Annotated in this window: 20 protein-coding genes and 1 tRNA gene; 8 read left to right on the plus strand and 13 right to left on the minus strand. The window is 64.3% G+C overall.

All coding sequences use genetic code 11. The annotated features are described in order from the left end of the window. The first annotated feature begins 86 nt into the window (after nucleotides 1–86). The 3 genes from ACJA3S_RS07080 (at nucleotide 87) to ACJA3S_RS07090 (ending at nucleotide 3,110) form a co-directional block, all read left to right on the plus strand. Nucleotides 87–2,162: an LTA synthase family protein gene (locus ACJA3S_RS07080; RefSeq protein WP_406821302.1), complete on the plus strand. Its 2,076-nt coding sequence runs from the start codon at nucleotides 87–89 to the stop codon at nucleotides 2,160–2,162. A gap of 203 nt (nucleotides 2,163–2,365) precedes the next feature. Next, nucleotides 2,366–2,602, plus strand: a complete 237-nt coding sequence (locus ACJA3S_RS07085; RefSeq protein WP_406821303.1) for a hypothetical protein — start codon at nucleotides 2,366–2,368, stop codon at nucleotides 2,600–2,602. Nucleotides 2,603–2,777: 175 nt separating this feature from the next. Beyond that, nucleotides 2,778–3,110: a ribonuclease E inhibitor RraB gene (locus ACJA3S_RS07090; RefSeq protein ID WP_406821304.1), complete on the plus strand. Its 333-nt coding sequence runs from the start codon at nucleotides 2,778–2,780 to the stop codon at nucleotides 3,108–3,110. 54 nt (nucleotides 3,111–3,164) lie between these two features. Here the strand turns inward: ACJA3S_RS07090 and ACJA3S_RS07095 are convergent, their stop codons facing one another. Next, a complete protein-coding gene (locus ACJA3S_RS07095) occupies nucleotides 3,165–3,965 on the minus strand; it encodes a c-type cytochrome (protein ID WP_406821305.1) in 801 nt (266 codons plus the stop codon). A 527-nt stretch (nucleotides 3,966–4,492) separates the two neighbouring features. Between ACJA3S_RS07095 and ACJA3S_RS07100 the strand changes: the two genes are divergently transcribed. Next, a complete protein-coding gene (locus ACJA3S_RS07100; protein ID WP_170028858.1) occupies nucleotides 4,493–5,224 on the plus strand; it encodes an amidotransferase in 732 nt (243 codons plus the stop codon). Between the two features lie 174 nt (nucleotides 5,225–5,398). Here the strand turns inward: ACJA3S_RS07100 and ACJA3S_RS07105 are convergent, their stop codons facing one another. From ACJA3S_RS07105 to ACJA3S_RS07115, 3 genes are all read right to left on the minus strand, one after another. Next, nucleotides 5,399–6,370 carry a magnesium and cobalt transport protein CorA gene (locus ACJA3S_RS07105; protein ID WP_186689003.1) on the minus strand — a complete coding sequence of 324 codons (972 nt, stop codon included), beginning with the start codon at nucleotides 6,368–6,370 and terminating at the stop codon, nucleotides 5,399–5,401. A gap of 131 nt (nucleotides 6,371–6,501) precedes the next feature. After that, entirely contained in the window at nucleotides 6,502–7,221 is a 720-nt protein-coding gene (locus tag ACJA3S_RS07110; protein WP_406821306.1) for a lysophospholipid acyltransferase family protein, read from the minus strand. Nucleotides 7,222–7,377: 156 nt separating this feature from the next. Next, nucleotides 7,378–8,067: a crotonase/enoyl-CoA hydratase family protein gene (locus tag ACJA3S_RS07115; protein WP_406821307.1), complete on the minus strand. Its 690-nt coding sequence runs from the start codon at nucleotides 8,065–8,067 to the stop codon at nucleotides 7,378–7,380. 199 nt (nucleotides 8,068–8,266) lie between these two features. Here ACJA3S_RS07115 and ACJA3S_RS07120 point away from each other — a divergent pair. Further along, nucleotides 8,267–8,356, plus strand: a tRNA-Ser gene (locus ACJA3S_RS07120). Nucleotides 8,357–8,526: 170 nt separating this feature from the next. Here ACJA3S_RS07120 and ACJA3S_RS07125 read toward each other — a convergent pair. The 4 genes from ACJA3S_RS07125 to ACJA3S_RS07140 form a co-directional block, all read right to left on the minus strand. Then, nucleotides 8,527–10,659, minus strand: coding sequence for a TonB-dependent siderophore receptor (locus tag ACJA3S_RS07125; protein WP_406821308.1), 2,133 nt, complete (start codon nucleotides 10,657–10,659; stop codon nucleotides 8,527–8,529). Between the two features lie 201 nt (nucleotides 10,660–10,860). Beyond that, nucleotides 10,861–11,241, minus strand: coding sequence for a hypothetical protein (locus ACJA3S_RS07130; RefSeq protein ID WP_170028863.1), 381 nt, complete (start codon nucleotides 11,239–11,241; stop codon nucleotides 10,861–10,863). A gap of 210 nt (nucleotides 11,242–11,451) precedes the next feature. Further along, entirely contained in the window at nucleotides 11,452–12,639 is a 1,188-nt protein-coding gene (locus ACJA3S_RS07135) for an MFS transporter (protein WP_406821309.1), read from the minus strand. Nucleotides 12,640–12,766: 127 nt separating this feature from the next. Then, nucleotides 12,767–13,516 (minus strand): 3-oxoacyl-ACP reductase family protein, encoded by a 750-nt coding sequence (locus tag ACJA3S_RS07140; RefSeq protein ID WP_170028865.1) that lies wholly within the window; start codon nucleotides 13,514–13,516, stop codon nucleotides 12,767–12,769. A 118-nt stretch (nucleotides 13,517–13,634) separates the two neighbouring features. On the opposite strand from ACJA3S_RS07140, the gene ACJA3S_RS07145 reads away from it, so the two are divergent. Further along, the gene (locus tag ACJA3S_RS07145) at nucleotides 13,635–14,573 is read left to right on the plus strand and encodes a LysR family transcriptional regulator (protein WP_406821310.1); all 939 of its coding nucleotides are present in this window, start codon (nucleotides 13,635–13,637) and stop codon (nucleotides 14,571–14,573) included. Between the two features lie 179 nt (nucleotides 14,574–14,752). Here the strand turns inward: ACJA3S_RS07145 and ACJA3S_RS07150 are convergent, their stop codons facing one another. Both ACJA3S_RS07150 and ACJA3S_RS07155 read right to left on the minus strand, forming a co-directional pair. After that, the gene (locus ACJA3S_RS07150; protein WP_406821311.1) at nucleotides 14,753–15,223 is read right to left on the minus strand and encodes a transcription elongation factor GreAB; all 471 of its coding nucleotides are present in this window, start codon (nucleotides 15,221–15,223) and stop codon (nucleotides 14,753–14,755) included. Between the two features lie 2 nt (nucleotides 15,224–15,225). Continuing rightward, nucleotides 15,226–15,618: a hypothetical protein gene (locus ACJA3S_RS07155; RefSeq protein ID WP_406821312.1), complete on the minus strand. Its 393-nt coding sequence runs from the start codon at nucleotides 15,616–15,618 to the stop codon at nucleotides 15,226–15,228. A 131-nt stretch (nucleotides 15,619–15,749) separates the two neighbouring features. Here ACJA3S_RS07155 and earP point away from each other — a divergent pair, with 131 nt between their 5' ends. Together earP and efp are read left to right on the plus strand one after the other, a co-directional pair. Continuing rightward, nucleotides 15,750–16,895, plus strand: a complete 1,146-nt coding sequence (earP, locus tag ACJA3S_RS07160) for an elongation factor P maturation arginine rhamnosyltransferase EarP (RefSeq protein ID WP_406821313.1) — start codon at nucleotides 15,750–15,752, stop codon at nucleotides 16,893–16,895. 48 nt (nucleotides 16,896–16,943) lie between these two features. Further along, complete coding sequence (gene efp, locus ACJA3S_RS07165; protein WP_170028870.1) at nucleotides 16,944–17,513, plus strand: elongation factor P; 570 nt, start codon at nucleotides 16,944–16,946, stop codon at nucleotides 17,511–17,513. Between the two features lie 126 nt (nucleotides 17,514–17,639). Here the strand turns inward: efp and ACJA3S_RS07170 are convergent, their stop codons facing one another. From ACJA3S_RS07170 to ACJA3S_RS07180, 3 genes are all read right to left on the minus strand, one after another. After that, nucleotides 17,640–18,068, minus strand: coding sequence for an organic hydroperoxide resistance protein (locus tag ACJA3S_RS07170; RefSeq protein WP_170028871.1), 429 nt, complete (start codon nucleotides 18,066–18,068; stop codon nucleotides 17,640–17,642). 139 nt (nucleotides 18,069–18,207) lie between these two features. Further along, a complete protein-coding gene (locus ACJA3S_RS07175) occupies nucleotides 18,208–18,663 on the minus strand; it encodes a MarR family winged helix-turn-helix transcriptional regulator (RefSeq protein WP_406821314.1) in 456 nt (151 codons plus the stop codon). A gap of 59 nt (nucleotides 18,664–18,722) precedes the next feature. Next, the gene (locus ACJA3S_RS07180) at nucleotides 18,723–19,676 is read right to left on the minus strand and encodes a LysR family transcriptional regulator (protein ID WP_406821315.1); all 954 of its coding nucleotides are present in this window, start codon (nucleotides 19,674–19,676) and stop codon (nucleotides 18,723–18,725) included. Nucleotides 19,677–19,733 lie beyond the last annotated feature (57 nt).

Genomic DNA, 19,733 nt, shown 5'->3' on the forward strand with positions numbered 1-19,733 from the left:
TTAAACAGAATTCGCACCCGCACCATGCTGCGTTGGTTCACACCTGCGCCATCTCCGCAAACCGCAATCCTAGGACCTTCCCATTCATGGCCAACCCTGACGCCTTGAAGCAACGGGGCGCGCGAGCGCCGTTCCCGCCGACCCTGAAATCCCACCTGGCCTACACACTGCTCAGCGGCCTGGTGATCATGCTGATGCTCAGCCTCGTGCGCCTGGCGCTGCTGGTCTACAACAGCGACATGATCGGCGAAACCCCATATGCGACTGTCGCCGAAGGCTTCCTCAACGGCCTGCGCTTCGACTTGCGGGTGGTGGTGTACCTGAGCATTCCGCTGCTGCTGGCCATCCTCAGCCCCTGGGCCATGGCCCGGCGCGGGGTGTTCCGCTTGTGGCTGACCATCAGCGCCAGCGTGGTGATGTTCCTCGGCCTGATGGAAATGGACTTCTACCGCGAGTTCCACCAGCGCCTCAACGGCCTGGTCTTCCAGTACATCAAGGAAGACCCGAAGACCGTGCTGAGCATGCTCTGGTACGGCTTCCCGGTGGTGCGCTACCTGCTGGCCTGGCTGTTCGGTACCTGGCTGCTGAGCCTGCTGTTCAAGGGCATCGACCGCATCACCCACGGCGCGGGCAACGGCGAAGTCACCCTGCAGCGCCGCGTGGCGCCGTGGTACAACCGCCTGGCCGTGTTCATGGTGATCCTGCTGCTGGCCGTGGTCGCCGCGCGTGGCACCCTGCGCCAGGGCCCGCCGATGCGCTGGGGTGATGCCTTCACCACCGATTCCAACTTCGTCAACCAGCTGGGCCTGAACGGCACCCTGACCCTGATCGATGCCGCCAAGAGCCGCTTCGGCGAGGACCGCGCCAACATCTGGAAGCCGGTACTGCCGCAGGACGTGGCCACGCAAAGCGTGCGTGAGCAACTGCTGACCGCCAACGACACGCTGGTCGACGCCGACGAGGCTGCCATCCGCCGTGACTTCACGCCGCCGGCCGAGCGCACCCTGCCGATCAAGAACGTGGTGGTGATCCTGATGGAAAGCTTTGCCGGCCACTCGGTGGGCGCGCTGGGCAGCCCCAACAACATCACCCCGTACTTCGACAAGCTGGCCAAAGAGGGCCTGCTGTTCGACCGCTTCTTCTCCAACGGCACCCATACCCACCAGGGCATGTTCGCCACCATGGCCTGCTTCCCCAACCTGCCAGGCTTCGAATACCTGATGCAGACCCCGGAAGGCGGCCACAAGCTGTCTGGCCTGCCGGCCTTGCTCAGCGCCCGCGACTACGACGACATGTACGTCTACAACGGCGACTTCGCCTGGGATAACCAGTCCGGGTTCTTCGGCAACCAGGGCATGACCACCTTCATTGGCCGTAACGACTTCGTCAACCCGGTGTTCTCCGACCCGACCTGGGGCGTGTCCGACCAGGACATGTTCGACCGTGGCGCCGAAGAGCTGGCCAAGCACGACGGCAAGAAGCCGGTCTACGCACTGTTGCAGACCCTGTCCAACCACACACCGTATGCGCTGCCCAAGGACCTGCCGGTGGAGAAGGTCACCGGCCAAGGCCGCCTGGACGAGCACCTCACCGCCATGCGCTATTCGGACTGGGCGCTGGGCCAGTTCTTCGAGAAGGCGCGCAAGCAGCCGTACTTCAAGGAAACCCTGTTCGTCATCGTCGGCGACCATGGCTTTGGCAACCAGCAGCAGGTCACCGAGCTGGACCTGGGCCGCTTCAACGTGCCGTTGCTGCTGATTGGCCCGGGCATCCAGGAGAAGTTTGGCGCGGTCAACCACACCGTGGGCACCCAGGTCGATATCGTGCCGACCATCATGGGCCGCCTGGGTGGCCAGGCCCGCCACCAGTGCTGGGGCCGCGACCTGCTCAACCTGCCTGAGGGCGACCCGGGCATGGGCATGATCAAGCCATCGGGCAGCGAACAGATCGTCGGCCTGGTGCAGGGCGACCGCATCCTGATCGAGTCCAAGGACATGACCCCGCGCATGTACCGCTACCAGTTGGGGCGCGAGTTCAAGGCCGAGCTGATCGAAAGCCCGGATCAGCCGGAAATGCTGAAGAAGCTCGAGGCGTATATCCAGACGGCGACCAAGAGCCTGCTGGATAACACCGCCGGTGTAGTGCACGGTACCCCGAAGTAAGGCTGCAATCAGGGCCGCCTTGCGGCCCTGTTCGCCGGCAAGCCGGCGCCCACCGGTGCGCAACCTGCGCACTACCCGGTGGGGGCCGGCCGGCTGGCAATCGCCCCGCCTCAAACCTTCCCCGACTGAACATTCTTCTTGGCCCAAGGTCATTTATTCAGGCATCACACACCTGTGTTCCTTGAATTGAGAGGGCTCGTTCAATGAAAGAGTGGGAAGTCATCTTTGCCGACCAGAAAGGCGAACCGTCCTCGCTGGTGCTGCATGCCGAGCATCGTCCCAGTGAGGAGGACGCCGCCCGGGCGATACGCTCGCAGCTGTTCCCGGTGATGGATGAGCTGGACCTCAACGACTTCCAGGACCGCAGCATTTCTCCCACCGCCCGCTGGCTCAAGGAGCAGAGCGGCGTGACCATCACCAGTATCCACGAAGCGCCCTGACCTGTACGTTTGCGTGGTGCCGAGGCAGGCACTACGCTGGTGGAAGGTGCCTGTTGTTCCGCAGGTTGGCACCGCATCTCTTCGCGTCTTGCATCAGCTCGAACTGCCCGGCCGCTGCCGGCAGGTGCGTAGTGCACGGAAAGTCTATCCATCGCATTATTCAGGAGGACGATTCATGAGCAGCCAGAACGACGATATCAGCAGCAACGTCCTGCGCCAGATGAAAGCAGGCGGTTTCGACTTCACCCAGATCCACCCCATCGAGTTCTACGCGGTGTTCCCCGACGAGGCTGGCGCCCGTCGCGCCGCCGGCCAGTTTCGCGGCGAGTCCCTCAATGCCCAGGTCAAGGAACTGGACGACGGCGCCTGGCATTTGGAACTGAGCAAGGTCATGTACGCCACCTACGGTGGGATAGGCGACTTCGAAGAGACTTTCGAGCAGCTGGTATCGCCCTATGGTGGCGAGGTGGAAGGGTGGGGGGTCAAGCAGGAGCGGGTGATCGCCTGAGTGTCTCGTGCTGCCGGCTTCACGGGCAGGCCCGCGAAGCCGCGTACGCCGCTTTCAAGGCTTGCGCTTGGCCATGTGCGCCAGATAAGCCAGCACGCTGTCCAGCTCTGCTTCGCTCAACACGCTTTGCGTAAACGCCGGCATCTTCGCCTGCGGCCACTGCCGCACGCTCTGCGGGTCACGAATCAGTTGCCGTAGATACCCCGGCTGGAAATATTCGGTCGGGTTGTGCGGCACATTCAGGTCCGGGCCCAGCTGCGCATCCCCGGCACCGTTGAGCCGGTGGCAGGCCAGGCAGTTTTGCTGGAACAAGGCAAAGCCTTGGCGGACCAGGCTGTCGGCCGGCAGCTTGGGGTCGGGCAGCAGCGCCGGAAAGCGCGCTTCGACAGAGGCGAGCTTGCGAATCGTGGCAATCTGGAACGGCCACTGTTCCGGGCGGATGCCGCTTGCCTGCGGTGCAGTCCACACCAGGTAGAACGGCCCCGCACTCGGTTTGCCCTGGCCCAGTGCCGGCCACGGCTTGCCAGGGTCTTCCACGGCCAGCCAGGCCTGAGCCGGCCCGCGCTGCAGCAGCGGCGCGGCGGGCATTTCGGCAGCAAAACCGTCCAGGGCCACCGCCTGCAGATGGTCGCTGGCGTTCACCCCCTCGAGCAGCACGGCCAGCGGCACCGCCCGATAATGCATGGGCCGCTGATAGGACACGTCCTGGTCGATGCTGATCTGCCGAGCCTGCGGGTGCGCCAGCAGCTCGGCACTGCTCCATTGGCGCGACGTGGCGCCCAGTTCGAGGTGCAGTTGCGCCGCCGACAGCGGCAGGCTCAGGAGTAACGCTAACAGTGCAAGGCAGTGGCGCATGGGTAATCTCCAACCATCAAGGCCAGCAGGTTACCTGTGCGTTGCCTGTTGACGCCACAGCGGCAATCAGCCGAACAAGCGTGTCAGGTTCGGCAGGATCAGCAGCAGAGTCGTGGCGAAGAGAATGAGCCCAGCTTGGCGAATTTTCGATTGTCTGAACATGGCGGACCGCCTTCTTGTTGTTATTCCTGAATACCCCTTGGCTTCCCTGTCGAGCTTCGGGCTGATCGCAGTGGCGTGGGTGGACGCCGGTACTGCCTGCCTCTTGAAAGTGGATATACAACCAACAGTAGGGTGTGCGTCATCCATGTTTGAGAACCCTTTGTTCTAACAATTGACGATATCGGTTTATCTGGCTATGAGGCCATGTGCCATCCGGCTGGCATCCTCTCGCTAGACAGTGGCGCAAGTGCCAGCAGCGCGCCGACGAAATGTGACCGTTCGTCAGTGCGCCCTACTTGCTTGTACGTGCCTTTCGCGTCAGTCTCTACAGCAGATTCCCACCTATGTCGTTCAGGACTATCCCTATGTCGTTACGCATCTGCATCCTTGAAACCGATGTCCTGCGACCGGAGTTGATCGCGCAGTACCAGGGCTACGGCAGGATGTTCGAGCAGCTCTTCTCGCGTCAGCCGATCGCCGCCGAGTTTCGTGTGTACAACGTGATGAATGGCGATTACCCCGCCGACGAGGAAGTGTTCGATGCGTACCTGGTGACCGGCAGCAAGGCCGATTCCTTCGGTACCGACCCCTGGATCCAGACCCTCAAGGCCTACCTGCTGAAGCTGTACGAGCGTGGCGAGAAGTTGTTGGGGGTGTGTTTCGGCCACCAGTTGCTGGCGTTGACCCTGGGCGGCAAGGCCGAACGCGCCGAGCAGGGCTGGGGCGTGGGTATTCATCGCTATTCGCTGGCGGCCCATGCGCCGTGGATGGACCCGGAAGTGTCGGAGCTGACCTTGCTGATCAGCCATCAGGACCAGGTGACCGCGTTGCCCGAGGGGGCCACGGTGATTGCCTCCAGCGACTTCTGCCCGAACGCGGCCTACCACATTGGTGACCAGGTGCTGTGCTTCCAGGGCCACCCGGAGTTCGTCCATGACTATTCCCGTGCGCTACTGGATGCGCGCCAGGAATACCTGGGGGATGAGGTGTACCACAAGGCGGTGGCCAGCCTGGCCACCGAGCACCAGGGGGACCTGGTCGGGGAGTGGATGCTGCGCTTCATCCAGCACCCGATCAGCAAGCACGACGCGGCGTAACGGCCGGGGGCCGCAACCCGGCCCCGGCTTTCTAGGGTCTGTGTGAAAAGTCTTGAGACGAAGGTCAGGCAAGGCGAAAACAGCCGAAGAAGCGGAGTTTACGGGTTGTAAATGAGCATTCCGAGGCTGTTTTCAACGCAGCATCACCGAGTATCAAGGCTTTTCACACAGAGCCTAGAGCCAGCCCGACTTCTTGAAGCTGGCATACAACCCGCTGCAGCCCAAGCCGATCACGCCCAGCACCGCAAAATAGCCGTAGTGCCAGCCCAGCTCCGGCATGTTCTGGAAGTTCATCCCGTAAATCCCGGCAATCGCCGTAGGGAACGCCAGGATCGCCGCCCAGGCGGCGAACTTGCGCTGCACGATGCTCTGCCGCGACGACTCCAGCAGCATGCCGATCTCGATGGTCTGGCTGGCGATGTCGCGGATGCCGGCCAGGTCCTCCATCTGCCGTGTCACGTGGATCTGCACATCGCGGAAATACGGGCGCATGTTCTTGTCGATGAACGGGAAGCTCAGGCGCTGCAGTTCCTCGCTCACCTCCACCATCGGCGCCACGTAGCGGCGCAGGCGCAGGATGTCGCGGCGCAGGCTGTGCAGGCGGCGGATATCGTCCTCCTGCAGCGAGCCACCGAGCACGCTCTGCTCCAGCTCCTCGATCTCGCCATGAATGGCCTCGCTGACCGGCTGGTAGTTCTCGGTGACGAAGTCGAGCAGGGCGTACAGCACGAAGTCCTCGCCGTGCTCCAGCAGCAATGGCCGCGCCTCGCAGCGCTGACGCACCAGGGCGTAGGATTTCGAGTGGCCGTTGCGGCAGGTGATGATGTAGCCGTTGCCGGCGAAGATGTGGGTTTCGATGAACTCCAGCTTGCCTTCGTGGCGCACCGGCGAGTAGGTGACGATGAACAGGGCGTCGCCGAAGGTTTCCAGCTTGGGCCGGCTGTGCTTTTCCAGGGCGTCCTCGATGGCCAGTTCGTGCAGGTTGAACTGCCGCTGCAGGTTGGCCAGCTCCTCGGCGTTGGGCTCTTCCAGGCCGATCCACACGAAGTGCCCGGGCTTGCGTGCCCACTCGCTGCCTTCGTCGATGCTGATGTTGGTGACCTTTCTGCCGGCGCTGTACACCGCCGATGCCACGACTCGACCCATGGTTGTTCGCTTATTCCGGTTGGACACGACGTACAGCTTGGGCTGTAGCTGGCGCAAGAGCAACCTGCCGGGGCTGGAATCGGAGCTGGCTGCTTCGCGGCTTCAGCCGCGAAGCGGCCCACGCAGGCGGCCTAGCGCTCGGCCAGTTCAGCTTCCATGCGATCGATGCAATGTTGCATTTGCACCCGGCACTGCTCGATCAGCGCCGGCAGGTCCTGCAGGGTCATGCCCGCGGTGGCGATCGGCGGCAGCGAGCGCACGATCACCGTGCGCCGGCGCCAGCTGTTCAGGCTCAGGCGCCCGGCGTAACGGCTGACGCACACCGGCACGATCGGTACACCGGCCTCGATGGCCATGTGGAACGCCCCCTTCTTGAACGCCAGCAGCTGCTCGCCGGCATTGCGCGTACCTTCCGGGAAAATCCAGATCGAGGTGTCATCCTGCAGCACCCGGGTGGTCTTCTGCAGGGCCTTGCGTGCCTGATAGGCGTTCTTGCGGTCGACCAGCACGTTGCCGCCCAGCCAGAACAGCTGGCCGAACAGCGGGATCCAGCCCAGGCTCTTCTTGCCGATGGCCACGGTGCGCCGGGGCACCACCTGGCCCAGCACGAACAGGTCGAAGTTGGACTGGTGGTTGGCGACGATCACGCAGCCGGGCGGCTGGTCCCACAGCGGGCCGACTTCGGCCTTGACCTTGAGCCGCATCAGCCAGGTGGCGGGCAGGCTGTAGAGGCGGGCGAATACGCGGCTGTTGTCGGGGTTGAACGGGCGGCACAGGCCAATGACCAGGCCCACGGCGCCAACCGCAAGAAAATGCAGCGCCAGCAGAAACATGCGAAGGGAGTAGAGCATGGTACGACTCACACCAGACAGTCGCCGGGCAGTGTACGGGTGTGCACTGGTCTGGGCAAACTCTGCTGCGAGCAGTACTGGCCGGTTCGCGGACAACCCCGCTGCCACAGCTGCGGCGAGGCCTCTGGGGAGGGGCTTCCGCGATAACGCCAGTGCTCAACCCATATGCTGCTGGTCCAGCTCGATCGCCTTGTCCAGCGCGTCCAGCAACCCTTTGCGTACCTTCAGCTTGGTGTTCTTGTGCGCCAGCATGTTCAGCTTCTTCAGCTCGCGCGCCGCCGCCAGTGCGGCCTCATGCAACTGTTCGGCAGGCACCACCTTGTCGAGGAAGCCGGCCTCTACCGCGCCTTGCGGGTCAAACACTTCGGCGTTGATCACCGCGCGGTGGAAGGCCGAACGGCGCAAGCGGTCGCGGGCCAGCTCGATACCGGCATGGTGCATGGTCATGCCGATCTGCACTTCGTTCAGGCACACCTTGTACGGCCCTTCGACGCCGATGCGATAGTCGCCGGACAGCAGCAGGAAGGCGCCCTTGGCCACGGCATTGCCCGGGCAGGCGACCACCACCGGGAACGGGTGCGCGAGCAGGCGGCGGGCGAGGGTGGAACCGGCGGTGACCAGGCTGATGGCTTGTTGCGGGCCGCTGGTCATTACCTTGAGGTCGTAGCCGCCGGACAGAATCCCCGGCTGGCCGGTGATGATCACCACCGCGCGTTCTTCAGTGGCGCGGTCGAGCGCGGCGTTGAACGCGGCGATGACGTCTGGCGAAATGGCATTGACCTTGCCGTTGTTCAGGGTCAGGGTGGCGATGCCGTCTTCGGCGTGGTAGGTAATCAGCTCGCTCATGGCAGAGTCCTTTTGTTGGCGTGGCGACGACGTTACCCAGCGCCAGGGGCGAGGTAAAGCAGCAAGGCTGACCGGTCGGTCAGCGTTCGCCGCGGCTCAAATGCAAATGCATGAAAAAATTGAAAAAAATGCTTGCCAAAGGAAAGACCTTCCACTAAATTAGCGCGCCTCGACAGGCTGAAAGGCTTGAAGAGAAAACGGTGAAGTGTCCGAGTGGTCGAAGGAGCACGCCTGGAAAGTGTGTATACGAGAAATCGTATCAAGGGTTCAAATCCCTTCTTCACCGCCACATTCTACGAAGAGCCCCCGCGCTGAAAAGCCGGGGGCTTTTTGTTTTCCGGGGAAGGAGGGTTGCTGCGCAGCCCCCGCGACACAAGGCTGCCGCTTACCGGGGCGCGCGCAGCTTGACCTGACGCGATCTGCCTGTGGCGCGATGGGCCGCAACGCGGCCCCACGGTCTCAGAAACTCACCGAGGCCGAAAGCCGGGCGGTCCGCGGTGCCCCCTGGAACAGGTAGTTGTCGCCCAGGTAGTCGCCCACGTCGCGCCAGTAGCGCTTGTCGAACAGGTTATCCACTGTCAGCCGCAGCACCGTGTCATATTCCCCGACCCGCAGGCGGTATCGGCTGCCGAGATCGAACACGGTGTACCCGCCAACCTCCACGTTCCCCGCCTGGCTCGCATACTTGCTGGCGCTGTAGCGTGCGCCGCCGAGCAACGCCAGGCCCGGCACCGGCAGGGTGTATTCCGCCTGCAGCGCCGCCCGCAGCCTGGGCACATTGATCGCCTGGTGGCCTTCATAGGCATCGGTACCGCTGTCCTGCACCCGTGCGCGTATGGCGGCGGCGCTGGCCTGCACCTGCAGGTTCGAGGTCAGCCAGCCGCTGGCGCCCAGTTCCAGGCCGGTGTTCTTCTGCTGGCCTTGCTGGACGTAGGTGTAGTGGCCTGCGCCGTCCGGGCGCGCATATTGATACGCCTGGCGGATCTGGAACAGCGCGGCGCTGAAGCTCAGGCCTTGCCAGTCATGCTTGAGGCCCAGTTCCAGCTGGTGCGACGTGGTCGGCGCAAGTATTTCCGCGGCGTTGCTGGCAAACCAAGGGGCTGTGCCGCCTGCTGACAGGCCTTTGGCATAGCTGGCATATAGCGTGGTATCCGGCTGCGGCTTGTAGATCAACGCGGCATTGGGTAGCAGCTGGTACTGTCGGGTATGGCGGCCTGCGGCGCCGTTTTCGTCCCAGGTCTGTTCATCCAGGCGCACTTCACGCGCGCCCAGCACGGTCTGCCATTGCTCGCTGAAGCTGATGCGGTCGCTGATGAACAGGCCGTACTGGCGGCTGTCCAGGCGGCGTTCGCTGGCGCCGACAGGTTTGCCGGACGGGGCGAGCACCGGGCTACCCGCATGAATGTTGCCGGTGCCGAGCCACTCGTTGTAGTACGGGCGCTGATCCAGGGTGCGCCGCTGCGCGCTGGTACCTACGGTCAGCTCATGCGCCACGCCTAGCGCGTCGAAACGCCCATTGAGCATCGCCTGTGCCTCATCGGTGCGGCGGGTATCGTCGGGGCTGCGGAAGTCGTAGATATCGTAGTCGCCGTTGCTGCCGAAGAACGCGCCTGCGCTCGAGCCCCAGGCAAACGAACTGTAGTCGTCGATCACCACCTTGCTGCGCGAGGCGCTCAAGGTTCCGCTCCAGGCCTCGTTGAAGTGGTACTCGAAGCGCCCACCCAGGTTCAGCGAGTCGTTCTGCACCGGCTTGGCCCAGTGCTGGTAGGCGAGGCGGTCGTCGGGATCGATGCCATGGGGCACAGTGCTGCCGCCGAGCAGTTGATAGCCCGGCACCGAACGTTGTTCGCGGTGCTGGTATTCAGCATCCAGCTGCAAGGTGGCATCCGGGTTGAGCTGCCAGTCGAAGGCCAGCGAGGCGAAGTCGCGCTGGCCATCGGCGTGGTCGACATACGAGCGGATGTCTTCATGGGCCAGGTTGGCGCGCAGGCCAAATTGCCGCTCGCTGCCGAACCAGCCGCCCAGGTCGGTGGCCAGGTAGCGTTCGCCCTGTTCATTGGTCGATACGGTGACGCTGCGCACGTCCTCGGCGCGCTTGGTCACGTAGTTGACCAGCCCGCCCGGCTCCGACACACCGCTCTGCAGCCCCGACAGGCCCTTGAGCAACTCCACCTGCTGCTTGTTTTCCAGGGCCACGTTCTGCTCGCCGGCGATGGTCTGGCCGTTGATGCGGTAGCTGCTGGCCGCATTGAGCTCGAAGCCACGGACGTTGAAGTTTTCGTAGTAACCGATGGGGGCATAGCTTTCGCCTACCGAGGCATCGCTTTGCAGCACTTCGCTGAGCAGGCGTACCTGGCGGTCTTCGAGCAACTGCTGGCTGAACACACTGATGGCGGCGGGGGTATCGAGCAATGGCGCAGGCTGGAAGCCGCCCACCGCGGCTTCGCGAGCCTGGTAACCGTCGCTGGCATAGGTGTCGGCCACCTGCAGCGGGGCCAGCAGCACGCTGTCTTCGGCCAGCACCTGCGGGCAATGCAGGGCCAGGCCCAGGCTGAGCAGGCTCAGGGGCAGGCGGGGTTGACGCGGGGGCATGCGGTGGGGCTCCTGGATGCGCTGCGCCTGTGCCGGCCTCTTCGCGGGCGTGCCCGCTGCCACAGAAACTCACTGTTCTCAGGTGCAGTGATATCACTGTGGGAGCGGGCACGCCCGCGAAGAGGCCGGCACAAGCCATGAAAAAGGCGGCATCTTACCGCCGCCTTGCCCATAAAACGATCCGGGCGTTGCGATACTCAGTCAGCCTTTGCTGGCTGGCCGCCGGTGCTGGCGCCAGTTGTCATCGATCTTCGACCAGGTCTTGCCATCGGTACTGGCCATGAGCTTGCGGCCGTCCTTGAAGGTGGCCAGGAAGGTGGCTTGTTCTTCCTTGCCGCCCAGCCACAGCCCGGCCAGCAGCCCCACCGGCCCGGCCACCAGGGCGCCGGCCACGCCCCAGCCCAGGGCGCTGCCCAGGCTACGGCTGGATTCGAGGCTGGCCAGCCGCAGGTCGCTGATGCGGGCCAGGGAAATGCGCTCGCCCGGGGAGGGGCTGCGTGGGGTCTTGAGCGTGAGCGATCCGTTGCGATACTCGCCTTCACCTTGCAAGAAATCGCCGGATTGCACCGTGAGTCTTGTCATAACGTCGTCCTGTCAGGGAAAGGGCATTGACCAACGCTTACTGAGCGCTGCCATGGCGGGCAAGTCAACGGCCAGACGACGGAGGGTAGTGCGGTACTTTGTCGCCATGGCTGGAGCCTCTTCGCCGGCATGCCTGCTGTCTAGGGATGGCCACAAGCCTGAATAGCTGTGGCTGCAGGCGCGCCCGCGAACAAACCCAACGCGGAATTCTCAGGCTACCTGCAACAGCTGCCTGCGCTTGCGCTCGGCCATCCCCCACGCCAGCAATGCCAGCGCGCCAATCACCAGCCCAGCGACGACGATGCCCATCCAGCCCTGGTACTGGAACAATTGCGTGCCCAGCAACGAGCCCAGCGCCCCGCCGATGAAGTAACAGGTGATGTAACCGGCATTCAGCCGCGTACGCGCTTCAGGGCGCAGGGCGATCACCGCATTCTGGTTGCTCACGTGCACCAGTTGCACCGCCAGGTCGAGCATCAGCACGCCCAGTAGCAGGGCCAATAACGATTGCTCGGCAAAGCCCAGCGGAACCCAGGACAGCAGCAATACCACCAGGCCCACGGTGGTGCCCAGCGCGCCCTTGCCGCGGTCGGCCAGGCGCCCGGCCCAGTTGGCCGACAGCGCACCCGCCGCACCGGCCAGGCCGAACAGGCCGATCACGGCATCGGAATAGTGGTACGGGTCCTTTGCCAGCAAGAACGCCAGCGGTGTCCAGAACAGGGCGAACAGGCTGAATGCCAGCAGGCCGAGCAGCGAGCGCAGGCGCAGCACTGGCTCTTCGACGAACAGGCGGAACACCGAGCCGATCAGCGCCGGGTATTTCAGCCCGGCATGGCTGTGGTGTTGCGGCAGGCTGCGGTACAGCGCCACGGCAGTGATGGCCATCAGCACGGCGGCCAGCACGTAGATGCTGCGCCAGCCGCCCAGCTCGGCCATGAAGCCGGCGGCGGTGCGTGCCAGCAGGATGCCCAGCAGCAGGCCGCTCATCAGCGTGCCGACTGCGCGCCCACGTGCATGAGGCTCGCTGAGGGCCGCAGCCATGGGTACCAGAATTTGCGCCACCACCGAGAACAGCCCGGTCAGCGCGGTGCCGAGGATCAGCCAGGGCAGGCTCGGTGCGCAGGCACTGATCACCAGGCCCAGGGTGGCAATCGCGGTCATCACGGTAATCAGCCGGCGCTGCTCGAACAGGTCACCGAGTGGCGCCAGCAGCAACAGGCCGGCGCCATAGCTGAGCTGTGCGGCAATCACGATGCTGCCCGCGCTGGCGGTGCTCAGGCCAAACTGTTGGGCGATGCTGTGCAGCAGCGGTTGCGCATAGTAGTTGCTGGCCACGGCCAGGCCGGTGGCGGTGGCCATCAGCAGGATGAGTGCGCGGCTCAAGGTTGGGGTATGCATGCGGTTCTCGTTACGGGCAGGTAAAGGCGAATTATCCACGGCGCGAGCTGAGTGAGCGAATGGCGACAGCTGTGCTGGCCTGTTCGCGGGGTTACCTGCGTACAGGCCAGCACAGGCGGGCCTTCAATCAGGCGGCAAAGCCACCATCGACAGTCAGGCTGGCCCCGGTGATATAGCCGGCCTCGGGCCCCGCCAGGTAGGCGACGAAGCTGGCGATCTCGTCCGCCTCGCCATACCGCCCGATCGCCATCAGCGGGATCAGGCTTTCGGCAAATTCACCGCTGGCCGGGTTCATGTCGGTATCTACCGGCCCGGGCTGCACGTTGTTCACGGTGATGCCTTTCGGCCCCAGGTCACGGGCCATGCCGCGCGTCAGGCCGACCAGTGCCGATTTGCTCATGGCATACGGCGCTCCGCCGGCAAACGGCATGCGCTCGGCGTTGGTGCTGCCGATATTGATGATGCGCCCGCCCTGGCCCATGTAGCCCGCCGCCGCCTGGCTGGCGACGAACACGCTGCGCACGTTCACCGCCAGCATGTGGTCGAAGTCGGCCAGGTCGAACTCGGTCACTGGCGCCACCGCCAGTACCCCGGCGTTATTGACCAGGATGTCGAGCCGGCCGAAGGCCTTCACGGTGTCATCGACGGCCAGTTGTACCGCTGCTGCATCGGCGCTGTCGGCGCGCAGGGCCAGGGCTCGGCCGCCGTTTTCGGTAATTTCCCGCGCCAGTTGTTCTGCCGGCCCGGCGGAACTCACATAGGTGAAGGCCACCTGCGCGCCTTCGCGGGCCAGGCGCCGCACGATGGCTGCGCCGATACCACGGGAACCGCCCTGTACCAGGGCCACTTTGCCTTCGAGGGTGTGTTGCTTGGTCATGCTGATCTCCTGCTGGAAGCCAGGCCGGAATGCCTTGGATGGGCGCAGTATCGGCGCTTGATTACCTGCTGATAAGATGGCAATCACTATCAGCAGAGTAAACCTTTGGTTGCGAATCATGGCCATGGAGTCGTTCAACGCTTTGGAGTGTTTCATCCGCAGCGCCGAGGTCGGCAGTTTTGCCGAGGCTGCCAGGCGCCTGAGCCTCACCCCGGCTGCGGTAGGCAAGCATGTCGCCCAGCTGGAAGCGCGCTTGGGGGTGCGGTTGTTCCAGCGTAGTACCCGCAAGCTGACCCTGACCGAAGCGGGGCAGCGATTTCTCGGGGAGGTCGGTGACAGCTTTCGCACCATCCAGTACGCCGTGGCCAACCTGGCCAGCGCCGAGGGCCAGCCGGCCGGGTTGTTGCGGGTCAGCATGGGCACGGTGTTCGGGCGTTTGTACGTGCTGCCGCTGCTGGGCGAGTTCCTGCGTCGCTACCCGGCGATTACCCCGGACTGGCATTTCGACAACCGCCAGGTCGACCTGATCGGCCAGGGCTTCGATGCCGCGATTGGCGGCGGCTTCGAACTGCCGCCAGGGGTGGTGGCGCGCAAGTTGACCCCGGCGCACCGGGTGCTGGTGGCGGCGCCGGCTTATCTGGCCGGCCATGCACCGGTCACCGAGCCACAGGCCCTGCAACGGCATGACGGTATCCTGATCCGCTCGCCGCAGACCGGCCGGGTGCGGTCGTGGCCGTTGACCAGCCGCTGGCAGGAACAGCAGCCCCTGGCGTTGCGTCAGGCGATGACCATGAGCGACTCGGACGCGGCGTGTGCCGTGGCCGAGCAAGCGCTGGGGATTGCCCTGGTGAGCCTGCCGTTTGCGGTCCCGTACCTGGAGAGTGGGCGGCTGCGCCGGGTGCTGCCGGACTGGTATGTGGACGATGGGCATATCAGCCTGTATTTCGCCGAGCACAAGCTGTTGCCGGGCAAGACCCGGGCGTTTGTCGATTTTGTGGTGGAGCAGTTTGCCGACCAGGGCCTGGCGAGGCGGTTCGATGCCTTGCAGCCGCTTTGACGGTCCTGCGCGGCTCCCATGCGATCGTTGTAGGAGCGGCCTTGCGTCGCGATGGGCTGCGTAGCAGCCCCGACTATTCATGCTGGCGCGCAGATCCCTGGGGCGCTGTGCGCCCCATCGCGACGCAAGGCCGCTCCTACAAAACGACCGCGTGTGGCCGCGCCGGGTGACGGGGCAGCTCAGGCTACATCGACAATCAACAACATCTGCGACCCCAGCCGCACCTCATCATCCACGTGCTTGCCCATCAACTGCTGCCCCAGCGGCGATCGCGGGGTGATCACCGTGACCAGCCCATCCCCCTCGCCAATCTTCAACCCTGCCGCCTCGGGCCCGAGGAACAGGCGCCGCTGCCCGCCGTGTTCATCTTCCAGCGTCACCAGGTTGCTCATCTGCACCCCGCGTGCCGGGTCATGCTCGCGCAGCAGCAGTTGCTGGTAGGTCTGCAGCGCCGTGCGGATCTCGGCGCTGCGGCGGGCCTGGCCAGTGGCCAGGTACGAGGCTTCCAGGCCCAGGGTGTCGTACTTGTTCTCGGCGATGTTCTCCTCGGCGGTGGCCGCTTCATACGCGGTCTGTGCCGCGCGTGTCAGCACGTCCAGGTCACGCTCGAGGGTGGCGACGATCTGCGCCAGCAGGCGGGGCTTGTCCATGGTCAGTAACAGAACTCCAGCACGTTGGCCTGGCTTTTGTCAGTGGGCGCGGTGCGGTTCTGCTGCAACCAGAACTGGCATTTGGGGCTGTTCAGGTTGCGCGGGTTGCCCTGGGCGGCTTCGGCGGCCTGTTGCTGCTCCTGCTTGTGCAGGATGTCCTTGTAACGCTCGAACATCTCGGCCTGGGCGTCCGTCGCCGGGGCTGGCGCTGCAACTGGCCGGGCAATGCCAGGCGCCACCGCCTGGGCCAGTGGCTGCACCTGCTCTGGCCACAGCTGCAGGGCCAGCCACAGGCTGGCGGCGATGGCCAAGGCGCCGAGCCACAGGCCCAGGGCAACGCACAGGGTCAACGGTAACGGCTTGAGGGTGATCTTCAGTTCACGGTGGCGGGGCATGGCACTGTCCTGGCAGGGTGGTTCGGGGTGCATTGTCGCATGCGCCTGGGCATTTTTCCGCGCGGGTGCTTTTGTCGGCGACAATTTATCCGCAGAATTCGCGGTTTTTCCGTTGGGCGAGGGCAGGGCACATGCAAGCCAGCTGGGACATCTTTTGCACCGTTGTCGACAACTACGGCGATATCGGCGTGACCTGGCGCCTGGCTCGCCAGTTGGTGGCCGAACATGGCCTGGCGGTGCGCCTGTGGGTGGACGACCTGCGCGCGTTCGTGCGCCTGTGCCCGGGTGCCGATGCCATGCTCGAGCAGCAGTGGCAGCAGGGCGTCGAGATACGCCAGTGGCCGGCCGACTGGCAACCGGTGGCCAGTGCCGACGTGGTTATCGGCGCCTTCGGCTGCCGCTTGCCGGCGGGCTATATCGAAGCACTGGCCGCGCGGCCGCGACCGGCGCTATGGCTGAACCTGGAATACCTCAGTGCCGAAGACTGGGTGGAGGGGTGCCACGGCTTGCCATCGCCGCAAGGCAACGGGTTGCGCACGGTGTTCTTCTTCCCCGGCTTTACCGCCGGCACCGGCGGCCTGCTACGCGAGGCCGCCTTGCTGGCGCGCCGCGCGGCCTTCGCGGCCGACCCGGCGCAGCGCAGCGCGTTTCTTGCAGGGCTTGGCGTACAGGTGCAGGACGGCGCGCGGCTGATCTCGCTGTTCGCCTACGAGAACCCGCACCTGGGTGGCTGGCTGCAGGCCCTGGCCGAAGATGCCCGGCCCAGCCACCTGCTGGTGCCGGAAGGGCGCATCCTCGGCGACCTGTGTGCCTGGCTGGGCGAGCCTGCGCTGCCGGTGGGGGCGGTACGCCAGCGGGGTGCGCTGACCGTGCAGGTGCTGCCTTTCGTCAGCCAGGACGATTACGACCGTCTGCTCTGGTGCTGCGACTTCAACGCCGTGCGTGGCGAGGATTCGTTCGTGCGTGCGCAGTGGGCGGGGCGGCCACTGCTGTGGCACATCTACGTGCAGGAAGAGAACGCCCACTGGGAAAAACTCGAAGCGTTCCTGGCGCTTTATCGCCAGGGCCTGTCGGACGCTGCCGCTGTCGCCCTGGTCGACCTGTGGCGCGCCTGGAACCTCGACAGCCGCACACAACGCGACATGCACGCCGCCTGGGGCGAGGTGCTGGTGCATTGGGACGAGCTGCAGGCGCATGCCCGCCACTGGTGTGCCCAACAGGCCGCTCAGCCGGACCTTGCCATGACGCTGGTACAGTTTTACCGAAATTGGCTATGATACGCGGCCTCGATTTTTATAAATCCATCCAGATTCGGATACTGCGTAATGAAAACTGGTAAAGAACTGAAACCCGGCACCGTACTGCGGATCGACAACGACCCGTGGCTGGTACAGAAAGCCGAATTCACCAAGTCGGGTCGCAACAGCGCGATCATGAAGACCAAGCTGAAGAACCTGCTGACCGGCTACAAGACTGAAACCGTCTATTTCGCCGACGACAAGCTGGACGACGTGATCCTCGACCGCAAGGAAGTGACCCTGTCCTTCATCAGCGGTGACGCGTATACCTTCATGGACACCACCGACTACACCATGTACGAGCTGAACGCCGAAGACATCGACGCCGTTCTGCCGTACATCGAAGAAGGCATGCAGGACGTCTGCGCCCTGACCATGTACGAAGAGAAAGTGGTTTCGGTCGAACTGCCGACCACCATCAGCCGCCAAGTCACCTACACCGAGAACGCTGCTCGCGGCGACACCTCGGGCAAGGTCATGAAGCCTGCCAAGCTGGCCAACGGTACTGAAGTCCAGGTTGCCGACTTCATCGAAATCGACGAGTGGATCGATATCGACACCCGCGATGGCTCCTTCAAGGGCCGTTCCAAGAAGTAATTCTTCTTGTGAAACGCAAAAAACCCGGCCTTGGCCGGGTTTTTTCGTATCTGGATCGCTACCTGCATCACTCGCCTGTGTAGGAGCGGCCTTGCGTCGCGATGGGCCGCAAGGCCGCTTCGAGCCTTAGACGGTCACATGCAGGCGTACGTCCACGTTATTGCGGGTGGCGTTCGAGTATGGGCACACCTTGTGCGCCTTTTCCACCAGCCCTTCGGCCTCGGCCTGGGCCAGGCCCGGCAGGTTGATGTGCAGGTCGATGTCCAGGCCGAACCCGCCCGGAATCTGGCCGATGCCGACCTTCGCAGTGATCGAGGCCTCTGCCGGCAGGGCTTTCTTCTCTTGCCCGGCCACGAACTTCAAGGCGCCGATGAAGCATGCCGAGTAACCGGCGGCAAACAGCTGCTCAGGGTTGGTACCGTCACCACCAGCGCCACCCAGCTCCTTGGGGGTGCTGAGCTTGACTTCCAGCTTGCCGTCGCTGGAGCGGGACTTGCCGTCGCGCCCACCGGTGGAGGTAGCTTCTGCGATGTACAGCGGATTGACCTTTTGCATCTTGAGCCTCGCTAACGTGTTGTGCGCTTCCGTCTGCGGAAGGGCGCGGGTTGGTGTGGGATTTAAATTAGCGCGCAATTGTTTAGTGCGCAAGATAAATTTTTGCCATTCGTCCGAACGACCCTCCCACAGCCCGTAATCAGAGGTTCTTCTGCAGGTTCTCGCGCAAGGTCAGCAGGTCGGCCTGCAACTGCTGCAGCTGTTCCAGGCTGCGCCCACTGGCCTGGAGAATGCACTGCGGCACTTCCTTGGCCCGCTGTTGCAGGGCGCGGCCTTTGTCGGTCAGTTGCACCAGCACCACCCGTTCGTCTTCGCGGCTGCGGTTGCGCTGCAGCAGCCCTTCGCTTTCCAGGCGCTTGAGCAGCGGGGTCAGCGAACCGGGGTCGGTGAGCAGGTGCTGGCTGATCTCACCCACGGTCAGGCCATCACGCTCCCACAGCACGAGCATGGCCAGGTACTGCGGGTAGGTCAGGCCCAGGGCCTGCAGCAGTGGTTTGTAGACCTTGGTCATCAGCAACGAGGTGGAGTGCAGGGCAAAGCAGACCTGGTTTTCCAGCAGCAGCTCGTCACAGGAGGCTTGGGTGTCGGCGTTCATGCAGGTCCTTGAAAGTTAACCAATGGGTAAGTCTGGCACGCTGATCATTAGTGCGCGCGTTACTTGTGCAATTCGCTGCGCAAAGCCAGGTCCCAGGGTGGAATCGGGCTGAAGCGGCTCTTGAGAAATTCGAGCAGCAAACGGCTGCGAGAGTTCGTTTCGTGTTCCAGGCGTAGCGCGTAGATACCGCTGGTTTCGGCTTGCGGCAAGCCGCCGTCGCAAAACAGTGGTACCAGCTCACCGCGCAGCAGGTACTCGCTGATCAACCAGGTGGGCAGGTGGGCGATGCCCAACCCGGCGAGCGCCCCGAACAGCAGGGTCTCGGCGTTGTTCGCGGCCATGCGCATGCGTGCGGGGCGGTACAGGCGGGTTTGCCCGGCCACGTTGAAGCGCCAGGCAAAGGGCGGCGCCAGGCCGTCCCAGTCCAGGCCGTCGTGCCCTGGCAATTCGCTGGGGCAGGTGGGGATGCCGCGGCTGGCCAGGTAGGCGGGGCTGGCGCAGGCGATACGCACCATGTAGGCCAATGGCGTGGCGACCAGCCGGGTATCGGCCAGCGGGCCGGCGCGCAGCACCAGGTCGACTTCGCCGAGGTGGCTGCCATGCAGGTCGACGAAGCTGTCGATCAGGCGCAGTTGCACGTCCAGGCCCGGGTAGGCCACCAGGAAGTCGGCAATGGCCGGCGCCAGGTGGCGGCGGCCGAATGCGGCCGGGGCGTCGATGCGGATCAGGCCTTCGGGGGCATTGCTCAGCGACACCGCTTCGGCGCGGGCCAGGCGCAGTTCTTCGATGATGCGCCTGGCCCGTTCGGCGAAGGCGTTGCCCGCGGGTGTGGCGCGCACGGCGTGGGTGCTGCGGGTGAACAGGCGGCTGCCTACCGCGCTTTCCAGGTTGTCGATGCGCCGGGCTACGGCGGACGGGGTCAGCGGGTGGCGGCGTGCGGCAGCAGAAAAGCTGCCGGTTTCCAGCACATCGAGAAACAGGCTCAGTTGGTCGGTGAGGGTATCGGGGCTCATGGCTGCCTTGCTTGTGCGGATAACGCAAAGCCATTGTGCGCTGCTATGCGTTTCCCC

Origin of the sequence: Pseudomonas sp. KnCO4 (genome assembly GCF_045344305.1) — a bacterium.
Lineage (GTDB): Bacteria > Pseudomonadota > Gammaproteobacteria > Pseudomonadales > Pseudomonadaceae > Aquipseudomonas > Aquipseudomonas anuradhapurensis.

Coding starts and splice junctions, on each gene's coding strand:
- ACJA3S_RS07135 (WP_406821309.1), bottom strand. CDS start 12,639: ATGCATACCCCAACCTTGAGCCGCGCACTCATCCTGCTGATGGCCACC.
- ACJA3S_RS07175 (WP_406821314.1), bottom strand. CDS start 18,663: ATGAACGCCGACACCCAAGCCTCCTGTGACGAGCTGCTGCTGGAAAAC.
- ACJA3S_RS07105 (WP_186689003.1), bottom strand. CDS start 6,370: ATGGGTCGAGTCGTGGCATCGGCGGTGTACAGCGCCGGCAGAAAGGTC.
- ACJA3S_RS07100 (WP_170028858.1), top strand. CDS start 4,493: ATGTCGTTACGCATCTGCATCCTTGAAACCGATGTCCTGCGACCGGAG.
- efp (WP_170028870.1), top strand. CDS start 16,944: ATGAAAACTGGTAAAGAACTGAAACCCGGCACCGTACTGCGGATCGAC.
- ACJA3S_RS07125 (WP_406821308.1), bottom strand. CDS start 10,659: ATGCCCCCGCGTCAACCCCGCCTGCCCCTGAGCCTGCTCAGCCTGGGC.
- ACJA3S_RS07095 (WP_406821305.1), bottom strand. CDS start 3,965: ATGCGCCACTGCCTTGCACTGTTAGCGTTACTCCTGAGCCTGCCGCTG.
- ACJA3S_RS07150 (WP_406821311.1), bottom strand. CDS start 15,223: ATGGACAAGCCCCGCCTGCTGGCGCAGATCGTCGCCACCCTCGAGCGT.
- ACJA3S_RS07110 (WP_406821306.1), bottom strand. CDS start 7,221: ATGCTCTACTCCCTTCGCATGTTTCTGCTGGCGCTGCATTTTCTTGCG.
- ACJA3S_RS07130 (WP_170028863.1), bottom strand. CDS start 11,241: ATGACAAGACTCACGGTGCAATCCGGCGATTTCTTGCAAGGTGAAGGC.
- ACJA3S_RS07145 (WP_406821310.1), top strand. CDS start 13,635: ATGGCCATGGAGTCGTTCAACGCTTTGGAGTGTTTCATCCGCAGCGCC.
- ACJA3S_RS07180 (WP_406821315.1), bottom strand. CDS start 19,676: ATGAGCCCCGATACCCTCACCGACCAACTGAGCCTGTTTCTCGATGTG.
- earP (WP_406821313.1), top strand. CDS start 15,750: ATGCAAGCCAGCTGGGACATCTTTTGCACCGTTGTCGACAACTACGGC.
- ACJA3S_RS07170 (WP_170028871.1), bottom strand. CDS start 18,068: ATGCAAAAGGTCAATCCGCTGTACATCGCAGAAGCTACCTCCACCGGT.
- ACJA3S_RS07090 (WP_406821304.1), top strand. CDS start 2,778: ATGAGCAGCCAGAACGACGATATCAGCAGCAACGTCCTGCGCCAGATG.
- ACJA3S_RS07080 (WP_406821302.1), top strand. CDS start 87: ATGGCCAACCCTGACGCCTTGAAGCAACGGGGCGCGCGAGCGCCGTTC.
- ACJA3S_RS07140 (WP_170028865.1), bottom strand. CDS start 13,516: ATGACCAAGCAACACACCCTCGAAGGCAAAGTGGCCCTGGTACAGGGC.
- ACJA3S_RS07155 (WP_406821312.1), bottom strand. CDS start 15,618: ATGCCCCGCCACCGTGAACTGAAGATCACCCTCAAGCCGTTACCGTTG.
- ACJA3S_RS07085 (WP_406821303.1), top strand. CDS start 2,366: ATGAAAGAGTGGGAAGTCATCTTTGCCGACCAGAAAGGCGAACCGTCC.
- ACJA3S_RS07115 (WP_406821307.1), bottom strand. CDS start 8,067: ATGAGCGAGCTGATTACCTACCACGCCGAAGACGGCATCGCCACCCTG.